General features: G+C 53.9%; 15 protein-coding genes. 8 read left to right on the top strand and 7 right to left on the bottom strand.

Annotated elements, in window-relative coordinates; genetic code table 11:
* Nucleotides 1-49: 49 nt before the first annotated feature.
* Nucleotides 50-1,126, bottom strand: coding sequence for a peptide chain release factor 1 (gene prfA, locus FRY97_RS10910; protein ID WP_147167564.1), 1,077 nt, complete (start codon nt 1,124-1,126; stop codon nt 50-52).
* Between the two features lie 189 nt (nt 1,127-1,315).
* On the opposite strand from prfA, the gene tsaB reads away from it, so the two are divergent.
* Nucleotides 1,316-2,023 carry a tRNA (adenosine(37)-N6)-threonylcarbamoyltransferase complex dimerization subunit type 1 TsaB gene (tsaB, locus tag FRY97_RS10905; protein ID WP_147167563.1) on the top strand — a complete coding sequence of 236 codons (708 nt, stop codon included), beginning with the start codon at nt 1,316-1,318 and terminating at the stop codon, nt 2,021-2,023.
* A gap of 8 nt (nt 2,024-2,031) precedes the next feature.
* On the opposite strand, the gene ygiD is transcribed toward tsaB, so the two are convergent.
* Complete coding sequence (gene ygiD, locus FRY97_RS10900) at nt 2,032-2,859, bottom strand: 4,5-DOPA-extradiol-dioxygenase (protein WP_246141678.1); 828 nt, start codon at nt 2,857-2,859, stop codon at nt 2,032-2,034.
* A 168-nt stretch (nt 2,860-3,027) separates the two neighbouring features.
* Between ygiD and FRY97_RS10895 the strand changes: the two genes are divergently transcribed.
* The 3 genes from FRY97_RS10895 to FRY97_RS10885 all read left to right on the top strand — a co-directional run bounded on the left by FRY97_RS10895 (nt 3,028) and on the right by FRY97_RS10885 (nt 5,669).
* Nucleotides 3,028-3,504 (top strand): DUF6438 domain-containing protein, encoded by a 477-nt coding sequence (locus tag FRY97_RS10895; protein WP_147167561.1) that lies wholly within the window; start codon nt 3,028-3,030, stop codon nt 3,502-3,504.
* A gap of 217 nt (nt 3,505-3,721) precedes the next feature.
* Nucleotides 3,722-4,084, top strand: a complete 363-nt coding sequence (locus FRY97_RS10890; protein ID WP_147167560.1) for a PadR family transcriptional regulator — start codon at nt 3,722-3,724, stop codon at nt 4,082-4,084.
* Complete coding sequence (locus tag FRY97_RS10885; RefSeq protein ID WP_147167559.1) at nt 4,077-5,669, top strand: PspC domain-containing protein; 1,593 nt, start codon at nt 4,077-4,079, stop codon at nt 5,667-5,669. The genes FRY97_RS10890 and FRY97_RS10885 overlap by 8 nt, the downstream gene beginning before the upstream one ends.
* 178 nt (nt 5,670-5,847) lie before the next feature.
* On the opposite strand, the gene FRY97_RS10880 is transcribed toward FRY97_RS10885, so the two are convergent.
* Nucleotides 5,848-8,850 carry a M1 family metallopeptidase gene (locus FRY97_RS10880; RefSeq protein WP_147167558.1) on the bottom strand — a complete coding sequence of 1,001 codons (3,003 nt, stop codon included), beginning with the start codon at nt 8,848-8,850 and terminating at the stop codon, nt 5,848-5,850.
* Between the two features lie 84 nt (nt 8,851-8,934).
* Between FRY97_RS10880 and FRY97_RS10875 the strand changes: the two genes are divergently transcribed.
* The gene (locus FRY97_RS10875; protein ID WP_147167557.1) at nt 8,935-9,504 is read left to right on the top strand and encodes a hypothetical protein; all 570 of its coding nucleotides are present in this window, start codon (nt 8,935-8,937) and stop codon (nt 9,502-9,504) included.
* A gap of 61 nt (nt 9,505-9,565) precedes the next feature.
* A complete protein-coding gene (locus FRY97_RS10870) occupies nt 9,566-10,255 on the top strand; it encodes a hypothetical protein (protein WP_147167556.1) in 690 nt (229 codons plus the stop codon).
* 4 nt (nt 10,256-10,259) lie between these two features.
* Here FRY97_RS10870 and FRY97_RS10865 read toward each other — a convergent pair whose 3' ends face one another.
* Nucleotides 10,260-11,642, bottom strand: coding sequence for an amidohydrolase (locus tag FRY97_RS10865; protein ID WP_170254594.1), 1,383 nt, complete (start codon nt 11,640-11,642; stop codon nt 10,260-10,262).
* Nucleotides 11,643-11,792: 150 nt separating this feature from the next.
* On the opposite strand from FRY97_RS10865, the gene FRY97_RS10860 reads away from it, so the two are divergent.
* Nucleotides 11,793-12,710 carry a bile acid:sodium symporter family protein gene (locus FRY97_RS10860; RefSeq protein WP_147167555.1) on the top strand — a complete coding sequence of 306 codons (918 nt, stop codon included), beginning with the start codon at nt 11,793-11,795 and terminating at the stop codon, nt 12,708-12,710.
* Between the two features lie 58 nt (nt 12,711-12,768).
* Here the strand turns inward: FRY97_RS10860 and FRY97_RS10855 are convergent, their stop codons facing one another.
* Nucleotides 12,769-14,073, bottom strand: a complete 1,305-nt coding sequence (locus FRY97_RS10855; protein ID WP_147167554.1) for a sensor histidine kinase — start codon at nt 14,071-14,073, stop codon at nt 12,769-12,771.
* A 319-nt stretch (nt 14,074-14,392) separates the two neighbouring features.
* On the opposite strand from FRY97_RS10855, the gene FRY97_RS10850 reads away from it, so the two are divergent.
* Nucleotides 14,393-15,055 carry a response regulator transcription factor gene (locus FRY97_RS10850; protein ID WP_147167553.1) on the top strand — a complete coding sequence of 221 codons (663 nt, stop codon included), beginning with the start codon at nt 14,393-14,395 and terminating at the stop codon, nt 15,053-15,055.
* A 376-nt stretch (nt 15,056-15,431) separates the two neighbouring features.
* Here FRY97_RS10850 and FRY97_RS10845 read toward each other — a convergent pair whose 3' ends face one another.
* Both FRY97_RS10845 and FRY97_RS10840 read right to left on the bottom strand, forming a co-directional pair.
* On the bottom strand, nt 15,432-16,511 hold the full coding sequence (locus FRY97_RS10845; protein ID WP_147167552.1) for an AI-2E family transporter: 1,080 nt from the start codon (nt 16,509-16,511) through the stop codon (nt 15,432-15,434).
* Nucleotides 16,512-16,552: 41 nt separating this feature from the next.
* On the bottom strand, nt 16,553-18,341 hold a 1,789-nt coding region (locus FRY97_RS10840; protein ID WP_147167551.1), incomplete at its 5' end, for a T9SS type B sorting domain-containing protein.

The raw sequence follows: 18,341 nt of genomic DNA, 5'->3' as shown, positions 1-18,341 counted from the left end.
CAGGGGTCGCTTTGGTTTTGAGCACCTGTGCTTTTCCCCCTGGCGCGCATTATTCCATAGCGCCTGCCTTCATTTTTTCAGCATTCTCAGCGAGCTTGAGCTGCTCTATGATGGGCTCGATATCGCCTTCGATGACCTGTTGGAGGTTGAAGTTTTTGTGCTCGCCTTCGAGGCGGTGGTCTGTCACCCGGTTTTGGGGGTAATTGTAGGTCCTGATTTTGCCTGCCCGGTCTCCGGATCCAACGAGGGATTTGCGCTTGGCAGCCTGCTCTGATTCGAACTGTTCGCGCTGCACTTCCATGATTTTTACATAGAGGCGCTGCAGTGCGATCTCTCGGTTTTTGATCTGCGACCGCCCATCTTGGCTTTCAGAGACGATGCCTGTGGGGAGGTGGGTAATCCGGACGGCTGATTCTGTTTTGTTGACGTGCTGCCCGCCGGCACCGCTTGAGCGGTAAGTATCGATTTTGAGGTCTGCTTTATTGATGTCTACATCTTCCATTTCGAGCTTAGGCATCACTACTGCCGTGGCTGCGGAAGTGTGCACCCTGCCCTGTGATTCGGTCTGTGGGATGCGCTGTACCCGGTGTGCGCCGGATTCAAACTTCAGGGTGCCGTATACGTCCTCGCCTGAGACTTCGAGCACGATCTTGTTGTAGCCTCCTACGGTGCCCTCGTTGATGCTGACGGTTTCTACCCGGTAGCCTTTGGCGTCGAAGAAGCGGGTGTACATCCGGTAGAGGTCGCCGGCAAACAAGCTGGCTTCGTCCCCGCCGGTCCCCGAGCGGATTTCGAAGATGACATCTTTGGAGTCTTCCGGGTCTTTAGGGATGAGGAGGACTTTGATCTCCTCTTCCATCTCTGCCTTTTTGGGCAAAAGCTCATCGAGCTCCATCTGTGCCATTTCGCGCATATCGGGGTCAGATTCCTTCAGCATTTCGCGGGAAGTTTCAATATTGCCCATGACCAGGGCGTAAGCTTCGTAGGCATCAACGATAGGCTTGAGGTCTTTGTATTCCTTGCTCAGTTTGGTATACCGTTTCATGTCGGCAATGATCTCAGGGTCGGCCAGTTGTTCTTCCAGATAGATGTAACGGTCTTTTATAGCTTCAAGCTTATCCAGCATGAGGAGGTCTTTTATTCAGTGATCAATAGCAAAAGGGTACAGTGCAGGCGGGTAGTACGCTAGCTAATGGAAATGGTGAGCGGAAGTGAATGATTGGTTTCGCGTTGTTTTCATCTTGCACTTTGTAGCGGGCTGCAGCCCAATGAGGTGCAAAGTTAATATTCTGTGGGTATTGAGAAAACAGCGGCTTTGACTATTTTCGCGCTTATGGCCCGTATACTGCTTTTAGAAACTGCAACTGATACCTGTTCTGTCGCTCTTGGCGATGGGCTTCAGGTCATTGCCCGCAAAGATGCTTCTGCCCCGCGCCAGCATGCGGCTGAGATAACGCTCCTGATCGATGCATGCCTGAAGGAAGCGGGCTGGCAGCTGCCCGAGCTCGATGCTGTGGCATTGAGCAGCGGCCCAGGCTCATACACTTCCTTGCGCGTGGGTACCTCTGTAGCCAAAGGCATTTGTTATGCCCTTGATAAGCCCATGATCGCAGTAGACACCCTGCAGGCCCTAGCGCTGGCCAGCCTGCAGGCGGAGCGGGAGGAGGGCGTTTATTTCCCTATGATAGATGCCCGGCGTATGGAAGTGTACACCGCCCCTTTTGATGCTCAGAACGCCCCTCAGGGCAAGGCGGAAGCGGTCATAATGGAAGCCGGCACCTTCGAAGAATGGCACCGCCGCGGCATTCCGGTAATCTTATCGGGCAATGGGGCCGAAAAGTGCAGGGCGGTGCTTCCGGAGGATGGGGTGATCTTTAGTGCTGTAGGCCAATGTGCTGCCCCTATGCTCCTTCCATTGGCACTGCGAGCCTTCGAAGCCGGGGCGTTTTCGGATACGGCCTACTACAGCCCTTTCTACCTCAAGCCTCCAAATGTTACCGTTTCTAAGAAAAAGCTGCTCTGACCAGGAAGCTAGCCAATCCTCACTGAGGTCATCGTTAAAGAGCCGCCTAGCGCCTTGTCGTTGAACAGCACAGGCTGCTCGTCTTCCTCTTGCAGAGCTAGCGCATACAGCAAAGGGAGGTAGTGCTCCGGGGTAGGGATGGCTTCACGGAAGGCAGCCCCCTGTGCTTCGTACTGTATGAGGGGCTGATGGTCGCCATTGAGGATGTATTCGCGCATCCGGCTGCTGGCCTCTAGTGCCCAATCGAAGGCAAAGCCCGGCGTGCTGAGCTTGTCCCAAGCCACCCGCCTTAGGTTGTGCACCATATTGCCGCTGCCGGCAATCAATACGCCCTTGCGGCGCAAGGCGGCTAGCTCCCGGGCCAGCTCGTAATGATAGCGTGGGGGTTTGGTGTAATCGAGGCTCATCTGCACCACGGGGACATTCGCCTCTGGGTACATATGCTTGATGACGCTCCATGCACCATGGTCGAGGCCCCATTGGTGGTCGAGCGCAACAGGGGCGCTTTTGATGAGCTGTTGCGCTTCCCCCGCCAGTTCAGGGCTGCCTGGGGCAGGGTACTGTACCTCAAATAACGCTTTGGGGAAGCCCCCGAAATCGTGTATGGTGCGGGGCTGGCTCATAGCGGTCACTTGAGTCCCGCGGGTTTCCCAATGGGCAGAGATGCAGAGTACCGCACGCGGGGCTTCAATAGCCTGGCCTAGGCTGCGGAAGCCTGCCACAAATTCATTTTCTTCTATGGCGTTCATCGGGCTGCCATGCCCTAAGAATAGGACAGGCATGCGCGGGGTCGCCTCCCAGCCTGCAGCCAGCTGGCTCAGTGTTTTTCGTTGCATAGGCCAAAGTGTAAATAGAGGTGAGATCCCCAGTAGTTTGAGAAAGGATTTGCGGTCCATCAAGTAGGGAGATGAAGCAAACGGGCAGCGCTTTTTTTCGGCAGTGCCAGAATAATAGGGCCGATTAGCAGTGCGTTTGCTAATTTTACAGAAAATCAATCCACAACTATGTTTAAAACTATTCGTACAGCCCTAATGTTGAGCTGCGCCTTTATGTTGTTCACCGCCCAAAAGTGCAGCAAGAACAAATACGATTATACGCCAGAGACCTCCATCGAGATGTCAAAAACCGGCTGTTTCGGGCAGTGCCCCGTATACACCTTCAAGTTGTCTGGCGATGGCATGGCCTCCTACAACGGCCGCCGTTTTGTAGAGCTGGAAGGGGAGCACAGCCGGCAGTATGCTGCTGATACGACTAATGCAGTCTTCAAGCAGCTGGTCGAAATGGACCTTTTCCAATATCAGAACGAATACACGGACAACGTAACCGACCTGCCTACGACTTACATCGTATTTACCCACGAAGGGCGTACCAAAAAAATGAAGCTGTATTATGGCTTCCCTGAAGAGCTGGACCAAATGATGACTCAGCTGCAGGAAGTCGCCTTTGCGAAAGGCTGGGACGGAGAAATGGTGAAAGAGTAAAAAGGGGCGATCCTCTTTGCCGGCAGCATCCCGGGGCCACAATTGAGCTGGCTCCGGGATTTTTTTTGCCCACAAGCAGTCTAGTCTGGCCGCAGCGCCTGCTCATCGGCAGGGCAGACCGATTTCATCGGCTCAGGGCAGCTGTTCATAGAAGATACCAGGCATTGAAAGGTACTTTGTGTTGCATAGTACCTTAGGTGCCCTTATATTTGTGGCTATGAAAGCTAAAGACATAGACAAAACCCGACAGCAATTGGTACGGCAGATGCGCCGCGGTGTCCTTGAGCTTTGCATTTTGGCTATCGTTTCCAAAAAGGAGGCTTACCCCTCAGACATAATAGCCGAACTCAAAGCTTCAGAGCTCATTGTGGTGGAAGGAACGCTCTACCCTTTGCTCAGCCGCCTGAAAGATCAGGGGCTGCTGGAGTACAACTGGCGCGAGTCCAATATGGGGCCGCCGCGGAAGTACTACGCTATTACCGATACTGGCCGAGAATTGCTAGAGGAGCTTCAGCACAACTGGGGCGCCCTTGTACAGGCTGTAGATCAATCCACTAAAAACTTGCCCGATTATGAATAAGGTACAGCAGATCAATTTGGGGGGTGTGCCCTTTACTATAGACGAGGACGCGCTCGGCTACCTAAGCCGGTACCTTGACACCATCCACGCTCACTTCCGTCAGTCGGAGGGTTATGAAGAAATCACACAGGATATTGAGGCCCGCCTGGCAGAGCTGTTCCAAGAAGGCTTAGGGCACCGGCAGATTGTCGCTTTAAAAGATGTGGAAGACGCCATCGTCATCATGGGCACCCCCGAAGATTTCGGTGCAGAGCCCTTGGAGGAAAGCGGGGGGCATCATCAGCGGCAAGAGGATGGGCCCAAGGGCACCTACCGGACGGGAAAGCGCCTGTTCCGCAACCCTGAGGATGAAGTAGTTGGTGGGGTTTGTTCTGGCATTGCTGCTTATTTTGGGGTCAATGACCCGCTTTGGGTAAGGCTTACCTTCATTGTTTTTGTCCTTTCTGGTGGTTTTGGGGTGCCGTTGTACCTGATTTTGTGGGCTATTTTGCCAAAGGCAGAAACCGCAAGCGACCGCTTGGCCATGCGGGGAGAGCCGATCAATGTTTCTAATATCGGTAAGATCATAGAAGAGGAGGTAGCACATATCTCCAACAAGGTCAGCGAACTGAGCAGCGAACTTGGCGGCAAGGACAGTAAAAAAAAAGCACAGAGCGTGAGCAGCGCGCTTAATGAAGCCCTGCGGCAGATAGTAAGCATCATTGGCAAAGTGCTTGGGGCCATCATCGGCATCATCAGCAATTTGTGGAAACCCATACTCGTGCTTATCGGTGGTGCCCTCATCCTGGGCTTCCTGGCCTCTTGGATGGCAGCCATCAGCGGTACGGTATTTTTCTGGCCTTACTTGGAGTACTTCTCTCCGGAATGGCCGATGCTCTCCATGCTGGGCGCCTTTAATATTTTCATCATCATTGGGATGTTCCTGCTCAGCGCAGGGCTTTCCATCACCCGGCTGTTGTACGGCACCCGCATGAGCCGCCCTTGGCGGATTGGGCTGTCAGGCTTCGGAGTGCTCAACTTCATCAGCCTTTTTCTGGTCCTCACTTTTATGGTGCGCGATTTCAGCAACGAGGCTTCAGTTGAGCGCTCCGTCGGCCTGTCGGCCATCACTACTGATACCCTCAATCTGCGCATTGAGCGGCACAGCGCTGCCGGTGCAGCGTTTTCCATCGACAATGACCTGTCCTTTTACCCAGAGCAGTTGAAGGTCAGAAATGTCGATATTGCCATCAGGCGTGGGGAAGGAGAAGGCTTCCTGCTCCGGGAGCGCTTGCAATCCCGGGGCACCAACCAAGCCTTGGCAGAGGAACTGGCGCTGGGTATTGCTTACGAGCCTAAGGTAGAAGGGGATGTCCTCACCCTGCCAGATTATTTGTCGATACCAAGGGGTACGAAGTGGCGCGTGCAGGAAGTGGAGCTCACCTTGCAGATCCCGGAGGGCAAGTTCATCCGTTTTGACGGCGCGGAGCGTTTTTCCATTCAGGAAGCGGACAAGGCTGCTCACCGGCCCCGCATTTATGACAACCCGGGGAGCATCTGGGAGATGACGGATCAGGGCTTGGTATGCCTCGATTGCAGGGAGTAGGGCGGCTGTCATAGCGCGCATTGGCAAAAAAATGCCCCTTAACGCTGCCCATTGTGCGGTGATAGGGGGCATTTTGCGTGATAGGCTTGTCCTGCGAGCTTGCGGTAGCCTTTGGCCAGGCTCTATACTGCTGTAGCTTCAGCTTTTACCGCAAGGCGGATGTTTTGGGCATACAGTGTCAGTATGTAATCCGGTCGCGGATACGCCAAGGGTTCAGCTTTTGGAAGTTGACCTGAAAGCCAATCCGCTGTAAGAAGCTGCCCCGTTCAGCCAGCCGGTCGCCCAAATTGGCGGAGCTGATTACGGGCAGGTAGATGGCCAGTGCTTCATCTGCTACAGAAAGCAGGAAGCCACCGTTCCAAACGAACTGATCGGCGAAAGTATCGCTCTGCCCGGTGGGCATAGCATTATCAAAATAGCCTAAATCGAGATAAGGTTTGATCGGGATGCCCAGCAGTGCATCGGGCGGAAGGTCTATGCTGAAATTCAGGGCTGCCACCCAATTGTTGCTGCGCCCCAGGGGGAACCCCGGCCCGATAGGCGTTTTAAAGCCCCCTTCGTGAGTGAGGAGCTGATTGGCTGCGAAAGTGCCTGCCGCCTGCCGATCGAGGAAAAGCCCTTCGTAGCGGTAATCATTGTGCCCCTGTGAAATGAGGTTGAGGGCAAAAGGGCTTGTAAAGCCTGCCTCCCGGAAAGTGCTGTAAAGGAAATAGCCACCGTAGAGCCGTAAGTGGACGGCTGCCCGTGGTGCGTAGTGGAAGTCCCAGTCTATCATAGCCGTGGCTTTGACATAACGCTGGCTTTCGCCAAATGCATCTTCAAACCCCTGATGTTCGAGCAGGAAAGTCCAGGAATAGGGATTGAACCGCCGGTACTGTTCAAATGTGAAACGGGCTTGTTGCAGGCGTGCAGGGTCTCGGTCGAGGGAAGGGCTGGCCGGGTCGGCGAAGGAGAAGGCTTCCCGGTCTAGCCAGAGTGTGCTGAGCTCGAGTTGGCAGCGGGCGGTGGCGGAAAAATTGGGTTTAAAATCGGCAGTCAGGTAGGGCTGCCAGCGCCGGTAGGAAAGGGTGGGGGCGGCTGCGCCGCCATTCCGGTAGCTGAACTGCCGTGCGCGCAGGCCTACCGACAGGCGTTGTAAAGCATTGGGGTAGAAGTGGTAGCCCAAATGCCCGAGACCGGCCAGCTGCCGGCTATTGAAGCCCCATGCAGGAGCGAGCTGAAATTCAAAAGGCCGCTCGGGCACTGCACTGTTATAGGCGAGCAGGCCTGCCATCCATCCATCGTGTGCATTCCAGCCACCGGCGGGAGAGAGGAATAGGTTGGCGCTTTCGTCTGAGTTGAGGCCGGCCAGGAAATGCAGTTTTGGCAGGCTCAGCCCTTCTAGCTGCCGCCGGTTGTTGTACCGGCGCAGGTCAGGCGTCAGGCGTTCAGGGTCGATGACGATGGCATCAGCCGCTTTGCCCCGGAGCCTGAAGGTGCGTTGGCCGGAGAACCCTGAGGCCCATTCTTGGCTCAGCACGGTATCGCCTTGCATCAGTGCGATGGGGATGGGGGCTGCAATCCCGCCCCGGTTGCGCACCGTCACTTTGACGCTTCTGCCTCGCCGTTCTACTTTCCGGATGGCATAATCCAGTGGTTGGGCACTGCCAATGAGGCCGTCAAATAGCCAGTCTAGGTTTTCTTTGCTGCCCGCTTCCAAGTGCTGTTTGAAATTTTGGGGCTGGGGGTGCCGGAAGCTCCATCCTTCAAAATAGCTTTGCATCAGGCTGTCCATCTTTTCACGGCCCAGGTAGCCTTGCAAGTGGTGCAATGCCAAGGCTGGCTTTTCGTAGGCCCCAACGAAGTAATTGGCGGGCGATAAGGCCCCCGAGGGGGTTGCGGGCGCCTGCTCCAAGTGCCGGCGGGCCTGAAATAGGTAGCCCAGCTCCCGCTCCTGAATGGGGGTCCTGCGCATGATCACTTCTGGCAGCAGGGTGTTTTGTCCGGGGTAATAGGTGCGGGCATAGCGCTGTTCGTAGTAGGAGTTGAGCCCTTCATCCATCCAGGCATGGTCCCGCTCGTTGGAGCCGAGGATGCCATAAAACCAGTTGTGCCCAACTTCATGCGCGATAAGGATGTCAAGCGACTGCTCGTCAAATGCGCCGCTGATATTGGTGATCATAGGGTACTCCATGCCGCCCCCAGCCCCGGCTTCTGTTTCTACCACGGTGGCCTGTGGGTAGGGGTAGCTGCCTACCTGCTGACTGTAAAAGCGTAAGGCCCGCTTCAGGAAGGGGACTGCCTTAGCCCAGTAGCTGCTGCTGCCATCGAGGAAAAAAGCCCAGGTTTGTACGCTGTCCCCGTTAGGCAGCTGCACAGTATCTTGCCTGACCTGGTAGCGGGCGTCGGCAAACCAAGCAAAATCGTGCACCCGGTCTGCAGTATAGGTCAGGGTTTTCAGGCGGCCGCTGTGGCCAACAGTCTGGTTTTGGGACAGGGCTTGCAGCCGCTCTTGTTCTTCCAGCGTTTGCAAAGTGCCAGTGGCGGCTACCGTATACCGGTCTGCGAGGGTGATGTGGACGGTGTATGTGCCAAACTCACTATAGAACTCCCCCATGTCAAGGTATGGCATAGGGTGCCAGCCGGAGGCATCATAGACAGCAGGTTTGGGGTGCCATTGTGTGATCTGGTAGCTCTGGCCGGTATGCCCTAAGCGGGAAAAGACTTTTGGCAATTTTACCCGGAATGGCGTGGTTATGGTCGTGGAGGCCCCAGGAAGGATGGGGGAGGGGAGGAGGATAAAGGCAATATCGGGGTGTTCCGGGTGGGGGCGCCAGGGCGTTGCGTTGCCGTCTTGGGCGAAAGAAAGGGAGTCGATGCCCCCTAGTTGGCTTTTAGGGGCAAATTGGAAATCAAGGCTGCCTATGGCACGGGCTTGTTTGGCGAAAGCCGTTTGCCGGCTGCTGTAGGCATTGGGCCATAAATGTAGCCAAAGGGTATCGAGGGCGTGGGGCGCGTTGTTCGTATATTCAAGCGCCAAGTGCCCATGGAGGACATGGGAGGTGTCGTCTAGGCGCACATGTATGGTGTAGCCGGTTTCCTGTTGGAAGTAGCCTCCCTGTGCAGCCAAATGGGCTGCCAGCCCGGTAGCGAGCAGTGCCAATGCAGCCCTGAGCCGGAAAATTATTTTTACCTTTTGCATTTTAGCTCCAAACCTTATTTTCAACCAGCGTATAGTTCCTATTCCAAACCATGTGGCAATCTTGCCTTACAAATATGATTAGCGATGATACTAAAAGTAATGAAAAATGCCCGTTGGCTGTTTTTTTGTGCGGCCTTTGTCGGTAGCCTAGCGAACGCCGCTGCTCAAGCGCAGGATAGCCTGGGGTTCCCGGCCTCTTGGGAAGGCGAATGGGCGGGGATACTTCAAATTTACCATGCCAAGGGGCTCGCGCAGGAGTTGCCAATGGAGCTCCATATCTTGCCGACCGACTCGGCATGGCATACTTACCGCATCATCTATGGGGAGGATAAGGTTGCGGGCCTGCGGGATTACCTGCTTAAGCCGCTGCGCCCAGAGCTGGGCATTTATCTGATCGACGAGCAGAATACCATCGCTATGGAAGCCAATTATATAGGCGGGGCTTTGTACAGCCGATTTGAAGTCATGGGCAGCCTGCTGCTGAGCACCGCTTATCTGGATGGGGGAGAGCTGCACTACGAAATCATTTCTGGTCAACATGAAGCCGTGCGGGCATCAGGAGGGCAGTCACATGAGGGCGAAGATATCCCGGAGGTAAAGGCATTTCCGGTCCAGGTTAGGCAGGTGGCACGCTTGCAGCGCCGGGGGCATTAGCCGAACATGGGCAGGGAGGCTTCTGTTGAACAGGTGATTATCCAATATAAATTTTAAACACATGTTACAGCAGTCTGCTCTTTCCTGGATTATTTTTGTCGCATTATGCTTGTCCGGCCCTGCCCTTTTTGCGCAAGCTCCGGAAAATGACAGGGCAGATGAAGCATATAGCGTCAGCCCTTACCCTATGGGCAACAGGCCGGCCTCTGCGCGGGCGGCAGCTTTCATCCGTCTTTTTGATACAGAAAACGTCGGCAACCTTCGGGTGTATGCAGCCCGTGATGGCGAGCTAGACCGGGAGTACCCGTTCAAAGGGCAAGCGGTGCCAGAACGCTTTTGGGATATGCTGCCGGAGCCCTATCTGTCTGAGCTGCAGCGCCGGGGCGGCACGGCCTATGCAGTCTACCGGATCAAAGGCAACCGTGGGGAGCATTATCTGTTGCGGCTGCCAACAGAGAAGGGCGAGCATACCTTGGTGCTTTTCGACTTGTACGGGGAGCAGTTGGGTTTGATCAATGTCCTTGCTTACGCATATTGTGGGGAAAAAGGCTGCCGGCAGCAGGATAGTTTCCTGACCGATTTAGATGGGGATACCGATTTGGATATCCTGACCAAGTATGCGGCTTCGCCCCGTGCTGTGCCCCGCAGCGTTGTACATCTGCAACAAAACGATGGCGGGTACGAAACGGTCATGGGCTGGGGCACAGCAATAGACCTTGATGCTTACAATATGCGGCCTGTGTTCTGGTAAAAAGCTATGGCCTTTTCAGTAGGTTGAGCACAGCGGTTGTCATGGCTACAACGCCCGTTTTGATGCTAGGCTCAGGAAGGGGGGCAAATTTGGAGTTGTGCAGAGAAGGCAGGGTGGTTTCGCCCCGTTCTGCGGCCGCTGCGTCCTCAGGCGGCACAGTGCCCAGCCAAAAGATAAAGCAGGGGACTTCCTCCTCGGTCCGCCCGTAGCGGCTGAAATCTTCGCCAGCCATTACAGGGGCGACTTCCACAACTTGCTCTGCCCCCAGCGCTTGTATAAAAGCCTGCTGCATGCGGGCTGAAAGGGCGGGATCGTTGTAAGCGGCAGGCGTGAACTCTTCCCGGAGCTGTATGACAGGGTACTGTTCAGGCGTCAGCCCGGCAGAAATGGCGACGCCCCGGCAAATGCGTTCTATTTTTTCGATGATGGCTTGCCGTACTTCATCGGTGTAAGAGCGCATCGTGAGCTCCAGTTTTACTTCATTGGGTATGATATTACCCTTGGTGCCCCCATGAATGCTGCCAACGGTGACTACGGCAGGCTCCAAAGGGGAGATTTCGCGGCTGACGATGGTTTGTAGGGCGACTACAATCCTTGAAGCGAGCATAACGGGGTCTTTGGTGGTATGAGGGTAAGCGCCGTGCCCGCCTTCCCCTTTTACCGTGATGTCCATCATATCTACATTAGCAAGCGCATACTCGCTCCGGTGGCCGATGCTCCCGGCAGGAAGGGTAGCGCTGCAGTGGAGAGCCAGTGCAAAGTCGGGCAGCGGGAAGCGTTCGTACAGCCCATCGGCCAGCATATCCCTGGCGCCTCCTCCGCGCTCTTCTGCCGGTTGGCCGATAAAGACGATCGTCCCTGACCAATTATCCTTCAAGCGCACAAGCTGCCTGGCGGCACCCGCCCAAACAGTCATGTGGACATCGTGCCCGCAGGCATGCATTACCCCTACTTGCTGCCCGCTGTCATCTTGGGCAACAACTGTGCTGGCATAGGGCAGGCCGGTTTCTTCCGTTACGGGCAGGGCATCCATATCTGCTCGGACAAGGATGACGGGCCCTTCTCCATTTTCCAGTACGCCTACCACGCCAGTGCCCCCCACGCGTTCTGTGACTTCAAACCCTATGGCCCTCAGCTCTTGGGCCATGCGTGCCGCCGTTTGTTGCTCGTGGAATGATAATTCTGGATGAGCGTGGTAGTATTCGTAGAGGTGTTTGAGGTAGGGGTAGTCTTTATCGACAGCTTGTTGTAAGGGCATATCCGCTTGGCTACGGCTCAGTACATGATAGTCGCTGCGGGCCTGCGTTTTTAGTTCGGAAATGGGGTTTTGGGCAGGAAGGGCGGTACCGGCCAATAGGATAAAGAGGGTAGGCAAGAGCATTTTCATAAAGGAGAATTGTTTTGGGCAGCTGCTAACAAAATACCTGTCTGTTGAGGCAACAGCAGGGCGTTGGTGTGAAATTACAAAAATGCCTGGTTTACCTGTGTTCAGCCAGATATTTCTAATTTTGGCAGGCTATCGTTTAAATTGCAGCCTATGACGACCCCAATTGACGCCATAAAGATCAATTTCAACCCCGACCAGCTGTCACTGCTCAATGTGTGCTTGGCATTCATTATGTTCGGAGTCGCCCTGGATTTGCGGGTAGACAATTTTCGGGACCTATTGCGCCGGCCCAAAGCGCCCTTGGTAGGCCTTAGCTCGCAGCTGTTGCTGTTGCCTTTGCTCACCTTACTGTTGATTGCGGCTGTCCGCCCTGCGCCCAGTATTGCGCTGGGCATGCTGCTGGTATCCGCATGCCCAGGGGGGAATGTGTCCAATTTTGCAGTCCACATCTCAGGGGCCAACACCGCCCTTTCCGTGCTGATGACGAGCGTGTCCACGCTGGCGGCAGTGGTCGTTACCCCACTCTATTTCACTTTTCTGGCGCCTTTGGTCCCTGGAGCGGATGCTCTACAGCAGGACATATATGTTGCTCCAGGGAGTATGGTTGCTACGATAGTACAGCTGATATTGCTTCCTTTGATAGCAGGGATGTTGCTGCACGCGCAGTTCCCGTTCTTTACCGCCCGGCTGAAGCAGCCGGTCCGGATGTTGTCTATGGCTATATTTATTGGGTTTGTGATTTTTGCGCTTTATGCCAATTTTGACAACATCATCAACTACCTCCACATTGTCTTTCTGTTGGTTTTTGTGCACAATGCGCTGGCACTGTTGACAGGCTATTTTTGGGCAATGAGCAACCGCCTTCCACAGGCAGATGCGCGGGCGATCTCTATAGAAACGGGTATTCAGAACTCAGGGCTAGCACTGATATTGATTTTTAATTTCTTTGACGGCCTTGGCGGCATGGCGCTTGTGGCGGCATTTTGGGGGGTGTGGCATTTAATTTCCGCCTTCTCTCTAGCGATGTGGTGGCAGTATCGCCCTATCCCGGCAGCTGTGGAGAAATAAAAAGCGCTTCCGGCGTTTAGTTCCGGAAGCGCTTTGGCCGATTAGGCCCTGCTGCTGTTCAGGCGCGTTCTTGCAGCATTGGCCTCTCTATCTGCACAGTAGTTTTGGGCAGGCGCACTTCGAAAGCTGACCCCTTGCCCGGCTTGCTGAAGACACTGATCTCGCCTTTGTTGAGCTGTATAAGGTCATGGGCTATCGCCAGGCCAATCCCGGTGCCCCTCTCTCCTGCGGTGCCCTGCTGGCTCTCATTAATGCTGTTGCTGAACAGCTGCCTGACTTGGGCGTCGTCCATTCCAACTCCGGTATCTTTCACGCATATGGTCACGTATTTGGCCTCTTCCCGGGCTTCTATATTGACCTCTCCACCTTCAGGAGTGAACTTGACCGCGTTGCTGATGAGGTTTTGCAGGGCGATGGTCAGCCCTTGCTGATCGGATTCAACTGTAATGCCCGGTTGGCAATTTTGCCGGATCGCTACCTTTTTCATGCTGGCGCTGGGGCTATTGACCTGCAGCAGGTGGTCTATGATGCTGTGCAAGGCTACAGATTGTTTACGGGCGCTCATTTTCCCGGCTTGCAGCAGGCTCCAGTGCAGGAGGTTGTTCATCAGTTGATTGAGGTTGCGGGTGGAAGTGGTCAGTTGAGAAGTGAGCTGAAGCACTTTTTCTGGTTTATTGCTCTGCAGCAGGTATTCTACCCTGGCCGAGAGGTTGCTGAGGTAATAGAGCGGCCCTCTCAGCTCGTGCCCGATCATGGCGAGCAGCTTGTCTTTGGTTTGGTTGGCAGATTCCAGCTCTTCTTTTTGATTGGCGATCACTGCTTTGTCCGCTTCTATTTCTGCGGTCCGGGCGGCTACTTCGCCTTCCAGCTTATCGCGCTCTTTGCGCAGGCTTTTTTCTCTCCAACGGAAAAAGCCGATGACTTTTAGGATGTTGGCGGTTAGAAAAGACAGCAAGAACCAGGTCTGCAGGTACCAAACCCTAGGGGCTTTGATCGGCAGCGCCATAGTAGCAGCGGTAGCGCCTGCAGGCCGGAGGAGGAGCTGGTATTCTCCATCGGGCAGCCGGTGGAGGGGGAGCTTGTTTGCGGGAGGCAAGGCCGACCATTTTGGGCTAAGGCCTTCGATTTTGTACTCCATAGGTTGAGGATAGGCAGGCAGAAGCAGTTCAAAAGCCTCATAATGGACCGGCATCCTCAGGCGGTCAGGAGAAAGTGGAAGTGTGTGCCATGATGCATCACCCTCTTCGAATGCTCTGACTTCCAATACTGCGGGAGCAGGCAATTGGGCGGCATTGGCATTGGTAAAAGGATAGATACTGCTGAGGATCAGCACGATGTGCAAATGGCGGTACAGTGTGTCCATATTTGTCTTGAATAAGGTCAATTAGGCGTAAACCAAAATGTCGCAGGCGTTTATGCTTTTCGCGCTATAGTTCGGCATTGGCCTAGCGCTGCGAAGGGGTGGGAAGCCCGATAGGGCCGAGCGGATAGCGAGCCCCGTAGCATAGCGGCACCTGCCCATTGGGCAGGGGCAGGCCCCAAGAAAAACGACAATCTGGTTTGCGCCCGGTCAATTAGGCTGAAACGAATCCCAAATTACACATAAATTGGGGCTATGGCAACAATAAAACCGTAGCCTGTGTTACCTTTCCCTCTAATATGTACAACACTTTACCTTCTTTATGATCAAAAAAGTAATCATCGTAGATGATGACCCTTTAATGGCCGATGCGCTCGAGTTCGAAATCTTTCAGCTTGAAGGGTTTGAGCATCAGGGCAGCTACAACAGCATTGGCAACTTTTATGAGCATTTACCGGAGGTAGGGGCACCCGACCTGCTATTGCTCGATCTAGACCTTTCAGGCAGGAGCAGCCTTGCACAGCTGGAGCAGATCAAGCGGATGGTGCCGGATGCTAAAGTGCTGATTGTGACCGGAATGTCTGATACAGAAGCCTTGATGGAAGCCCTGCAGAAGGGGGCCAATGGTTTTTACCTCAAGAGCTCTGCTATTTCTCTAAAGGAAGCCATTAAGGCAACAATGGCGGGCGGTGGGTATATCGAACCCGCCCTTTCCGGGCCGCTGATCTCTACCTTTCAAAAGCCGGCGTTCCAAAAAGGGGCTGCCATCAATTTAGAAGAGTCTTTGGAAAGGCTAGGTTTGTCTTTCACGCCAAGGGAAAAGGAGATAGCCCACGCTTTAATAAGAGGGATGTTGTACAAGGAAATTGCCGATACCTATGAGGTAGGCATCAATACCGTGAGGACGTATGTGAAATCGATTTACAAAAAAGCGGGAGTGAACAGTAAAGAAACGCTTGTAGCTAAGCTTAGGCAAATGGGTTGAGGCTGCTAGCTTACTGAAAGTAGTTGAGTAGTGTGTTTATGCTGCTGTCCACCCCCTGCTTAAGTGTAGAATTGTGCATATGTGAGCAGGAAGTCAAATTAATGTCGTTTCAGCTTAGGCAAAAAAAAAGAGGAGAACAAGTTGCAATGAAATAGAAATTACGCTCCTTAAAATAATCCTATTCCGAATTGAACCTGATAGTTTCTCCCCTCTCCAATATGTGCCTATTCAAGTGCTTGTTTAAGCGTTTACGAACTATTGCGTATGCAGTAGTAAGTGTTGTTCTTAGTATCGATACAAAGAAACGGGTTAATGCCTTGCTGTGCAATCACATGAATGTTAACCTACCATGTTAAAAGGATGTGAGCCAGCGGTTTTACCCCTCTTTTAGGACAAAGCGCTGATAATACTTGATCAGTAAAGTCGTCATCGGTAGTGCTATGATCATACCTATAATGCCAAATAAGCCTCCCCATACCGAAAGCGCGAGCAGGATGACTGCCGGGTTTAGCCCTGTAGCATTGCCCAGGATGCGCGGTACAAGCAAAACTTCTTGTATGCCTTGCACTACGGCAAAGACCACAAGAACCAAGGTTGCGCATAGCCAGAACTCTTGCCCAGTCTCTAGTGCTTGTGCCCCTGCAAGCAAGAGGCCGGGCAAGAGGCCAAGGGTCTGCAGGTAGGGCACAAAATTGAGCAGCCCGACAACTATGCCGAGCAGGATGCCTAGGGGCAGCCCGATGATTTTGAAGCCGGTAGCAAATAATATGCACACCCAAAAGACCACAAGCGCCTGCCCTCTGAAGTAAACCTGCATGCCGGCTTCCACATCTTGTATCAGCGTCACAGCCCCTTGTCGGTAAGCGGGTGGGATGGACCGTTTCCAGTTTTTGGAAAAATCGTCATAAAAGAGCATGATAAAAACCAGATACAGGAAGAAGGTGATCAGGCTGAATAAGCCCAAAACGAGCCCCATGGCACTACTCAGAGCTCCCCAGATGTAGGATAACAGCTTGGTGCCATACCCTGCCAGGTTCTCTTCTGTGAGCAGCTCTTTTACTTCTTCACTGTACAGGTAAGCTTCAATCTCCTCCTGTAGCCCTTCTGGCAGCAAGTCTTCGATATGCAGCAGCGGGCTTTCTTCCATTAGCCCCTGAAGCTTGGAAAATTCACTGCTCACGGCTGGCAATGTGATAGCAAGCAATAGGCTTAACGAACCAAAAATCAGCAGAAAGGTGGCAATTACGGCCAGCCACCGGCGCTTCAATTTCAAACGGGTTTGGAAAAAGCTGACAATAGGTTCTAAGATGTACGCTACAAGCAAAGCCACAAAAAAAGAGGTAAGGTAAGGGCTCAGATAGTCGAGTAAGGCTAAAAACAGTACGATCCCGCCCAAATACAGCAGGATATTGATGATTCTGTCTAAGGTCCATTTGGAGGTGGGCAGCTCAGGCATAGGTTTAGTTTTAAGGCAAGTTAAGGCTATTTTGCTTGCCTTTACCGCATTAGCGTTACAGTGCCGGCATAGGTCTGCAATTGCCCATTGCCTAAGAGGACGGTATAGCGATAAGCGTAAACTCCTGTATTGGCAGGCTCTCCCCTCAGCATACCGTCCCAACCCCAGTTTGTGGCTTCTCCAGGGATGTCCCTTGCTTGGTACATCAGTTGCCCCCATCGGTTGTAAATTTCGAAATGTTCAGTCGAGGTTACATGCCCGGGCCTGCTGTAATGCCGGAAGCGCTCATTCTGCCCGTCGCCATTAGGGCTAAAACCGCTGGGTGTGAAAATCCGGGGCTCATCCTCTACAATTACAAGGACCTCGGCTGATGCCAGGCAGCCGTCAGTGGTGGCTAATTGCAACGTGTACCGAGTGGTCGCTTCTGGAGAGGCAAGGGCCACAGGGCAGTCGGTACACTCAAGCCCTGCTGCCGGTGCCCAAATGGCTTCCTCCAATGGGAAATCCCATGCGGGGGTGAGGGCTATGGTGCTGCCAGCCAAGACGTACAAGGTGTCTGGAAGGCTGATTTGAAAGGGTGGGAGGGTATCCGCAATGCCCGTGTAAGTCTGTCTACAGCCGTAAAGGTCTTCAATATGCAAGCTGAACTCCGGCAAGGGCAGGGCAATTTCTACGGGCAGGCTATTGACAGGGATGCCACCACCGTCTGCGCCGGCGACGTAAGGGGGTACACCGCCGTAGATGCTGTCTAGCCTTAACCGGCTGCTCTCGCCAGGGCAGCCGGGGGCTAGCACGGTGTATTGTACCTCCGGCGCACTGAAAAATAGGTCGACGGATATGATGAGGGAGTCGCATCCTGTACCTGAATAGGATACGGTGTCCCTACCTGTCGGGTTGGAGCTGTTGTAGGTTTGCCCATTAATAATCCGGAAATCTCCAGCACAGAGGGTATCTTTTACCGTTAAAATAGACGCTGCAGGCGGGCTGTCTACCGCTATGATCAGTATGCTGTCACATCCGTTGCTGCTGACGAGGGTATCTACGCCGTTGGTATTGCCACTGTGGTAATATGTCCCATTGATAAGCAGGCTGTCGCCTGGGCATAGGTTTAGCTTAAGGGTGTCAATGGTTTGTGGCAGCAGTGCAGTAGAAGTGACGACGACGGAATCGCAGCCGAACTGGTTCTGCAGGATTACAGTGACGTCTCCGGTATCTGCAGGGCTGCAGGACTGCAGGGAAATGAATGTGGAATCGGTTGGCAGCAGTGCAGTAGAAGTGACGACGACGGAATCGCAGCCGAACTGGTTCTGCAGGATTACAGTGACGTCCCCGGTATCTGCAGGGCTGCAGGACTGCAGGGAAATGAATGTGGAATCGGTCGGCAGCAGTGCAGTAGAAGTGACGACGACGGAATCGCAGCCGAACTGGTTCTGCAGGATTACAGTGACGTGCCCGGTATCGGCAGGGCTACAGGACTGCAGGGAAATGAATGTGGAATCGGTTGGCAGCAGTGCGGTAGAAGTGACGACGACAGAATCGCAGCCGAACTGGTTCTGCAGGATTACAGTGACGTGCCCGGTATCGGCAGGGCTGCAGGACTGCAGGAAAACGAAGGTGGAATCGGTCGGCAGCAGTGCAGTAGAAGTGACGACGACGGAATCGCAGCCGAACTGGTTTTGCAGGATTACAGTGACGTGCCCGGTATCGGCAGGGCTGCAGGACTGCAGGGAAATGAAGGTGGAATCGGTCGGTAGCAGTGCGGTAGAAGTGACGACGACGGAATCGCAGCCATACTGGTTCTGCAGGATTACAGTGACGTCCCCGGTATCT

This window comes from Phaeodactylibacter luteus, from assembly GCF_007993045.1.
In the GTDB taxonomy this organism is placed as follows: domain Bacteria; phylum Bacteroidota; class Bacteroidia; order Chitinophagales; family Saprospiraceae; genus Phaeodactylibacter; species Phaeodactylibacter luteus.
Note: the sequence above shows the minus strand (reverse complement) of the source record. Positions and strands in the feature narration are given on the sequence as shown.

What these genes read in the sequence shown, in the direction of transcription:
- FRY97_RS10870 (WP_147167556.1), top strand. Translation starts at nt 9,566, where the DNA reads ATGTTACAGCAGTCTGCTCTTTCCTGGATTATTTTTGTCGCATTATGC.
- FRY97_RS10850 (WP_147167553.1), top strand. Translation starts at nt 14,393, where the DNA reads ATGATCAAAAAAGTAATCATCGTAGATGATGACCCTTTAATGGCCGAT.
- prfA (WP_147167564.1), bottom strand. Translation starts at nt 1,126, where the DNA reads ATGCTGGATAAGCTTGAAGCTATAAAAGACCGTTACATCTATCTGGAA.
- FRY97_RS10875 (WP_147167557.1), top strand. Translation starts at nt 8,935, where the DNA reads ATGATACTAAAAGTAATGAAAAATGCCCGTTGGCTGTTTTTTTGTGCG.
- FRY97_RS10890 (WP_147167560.1), top strand. Translation starts at nt 3,722, where the DNA reads ATGAAAGCTAAAGACATAGACAAAACCCGACAGCAATTGGTACGGCAG.
- FRY97_RS10855 (WP_147167554.1), bottom strand. Translation starts at nt 14,073, where the DNA reads ATGGACACACTGTACCGCCATTTGCACATCGTGCTGATCCTCAGCAGT.
- FRY97_RS10845 (WP_147167552.1), bottom strand. Translation starts at nt 16,511, where the DNA reads ATGCCTGAGCTGCCCACCTCCAAATGGACCTTAGACAGAATCATCAAT.
- FRY97_RS10860 (WP_147167555.1), top strand. Translation starts at nt 11,793, where the DNA reads ATGACGACCCCAATTGACGCCATAAAGATCAATTTCAACCCCGACCAG.
- FRY97_RS10885 (WP_147167559.1), top strand. Translation starts at nt 4,077, where the DNA reads ATGAATAAGGTACAGCAGATCAATTTGGGGGGTGTGCCCTTTACTATA.
- FRY97_RS10865 (WP_170254594.1), bottom strand. Translation starts at nt 11,642, where the DNA reads ATGAAAATGCTCTTGCCTACCCTCTTTATCCTATTGGCCGGTACCGCC.
- FRY97_RS10895 (WP_147167561.1), top strand. Translation starts at nt 3,028, where the DNA reads ATGTTTAAAACTATTCGTACAGCCCTAATGTTGAGCTGCGCCTTTATG.
- ygiD (WP_246141678.1), bottom strand. Translation starts at nt 2,859, where the DNA reads ATGCAACGAAAAACACTGAGCCAGCTGGCTGCAGGCTGGGAGGCGACC.
- FRY97_RS10880 (WP_147167558.1), bottom strand. Translation starts at nt 8,850, where the DNA reads ATGCAAAAGGTAAAAATAATTTTCCGGCTCAGGGCTGCATTGGCACTG.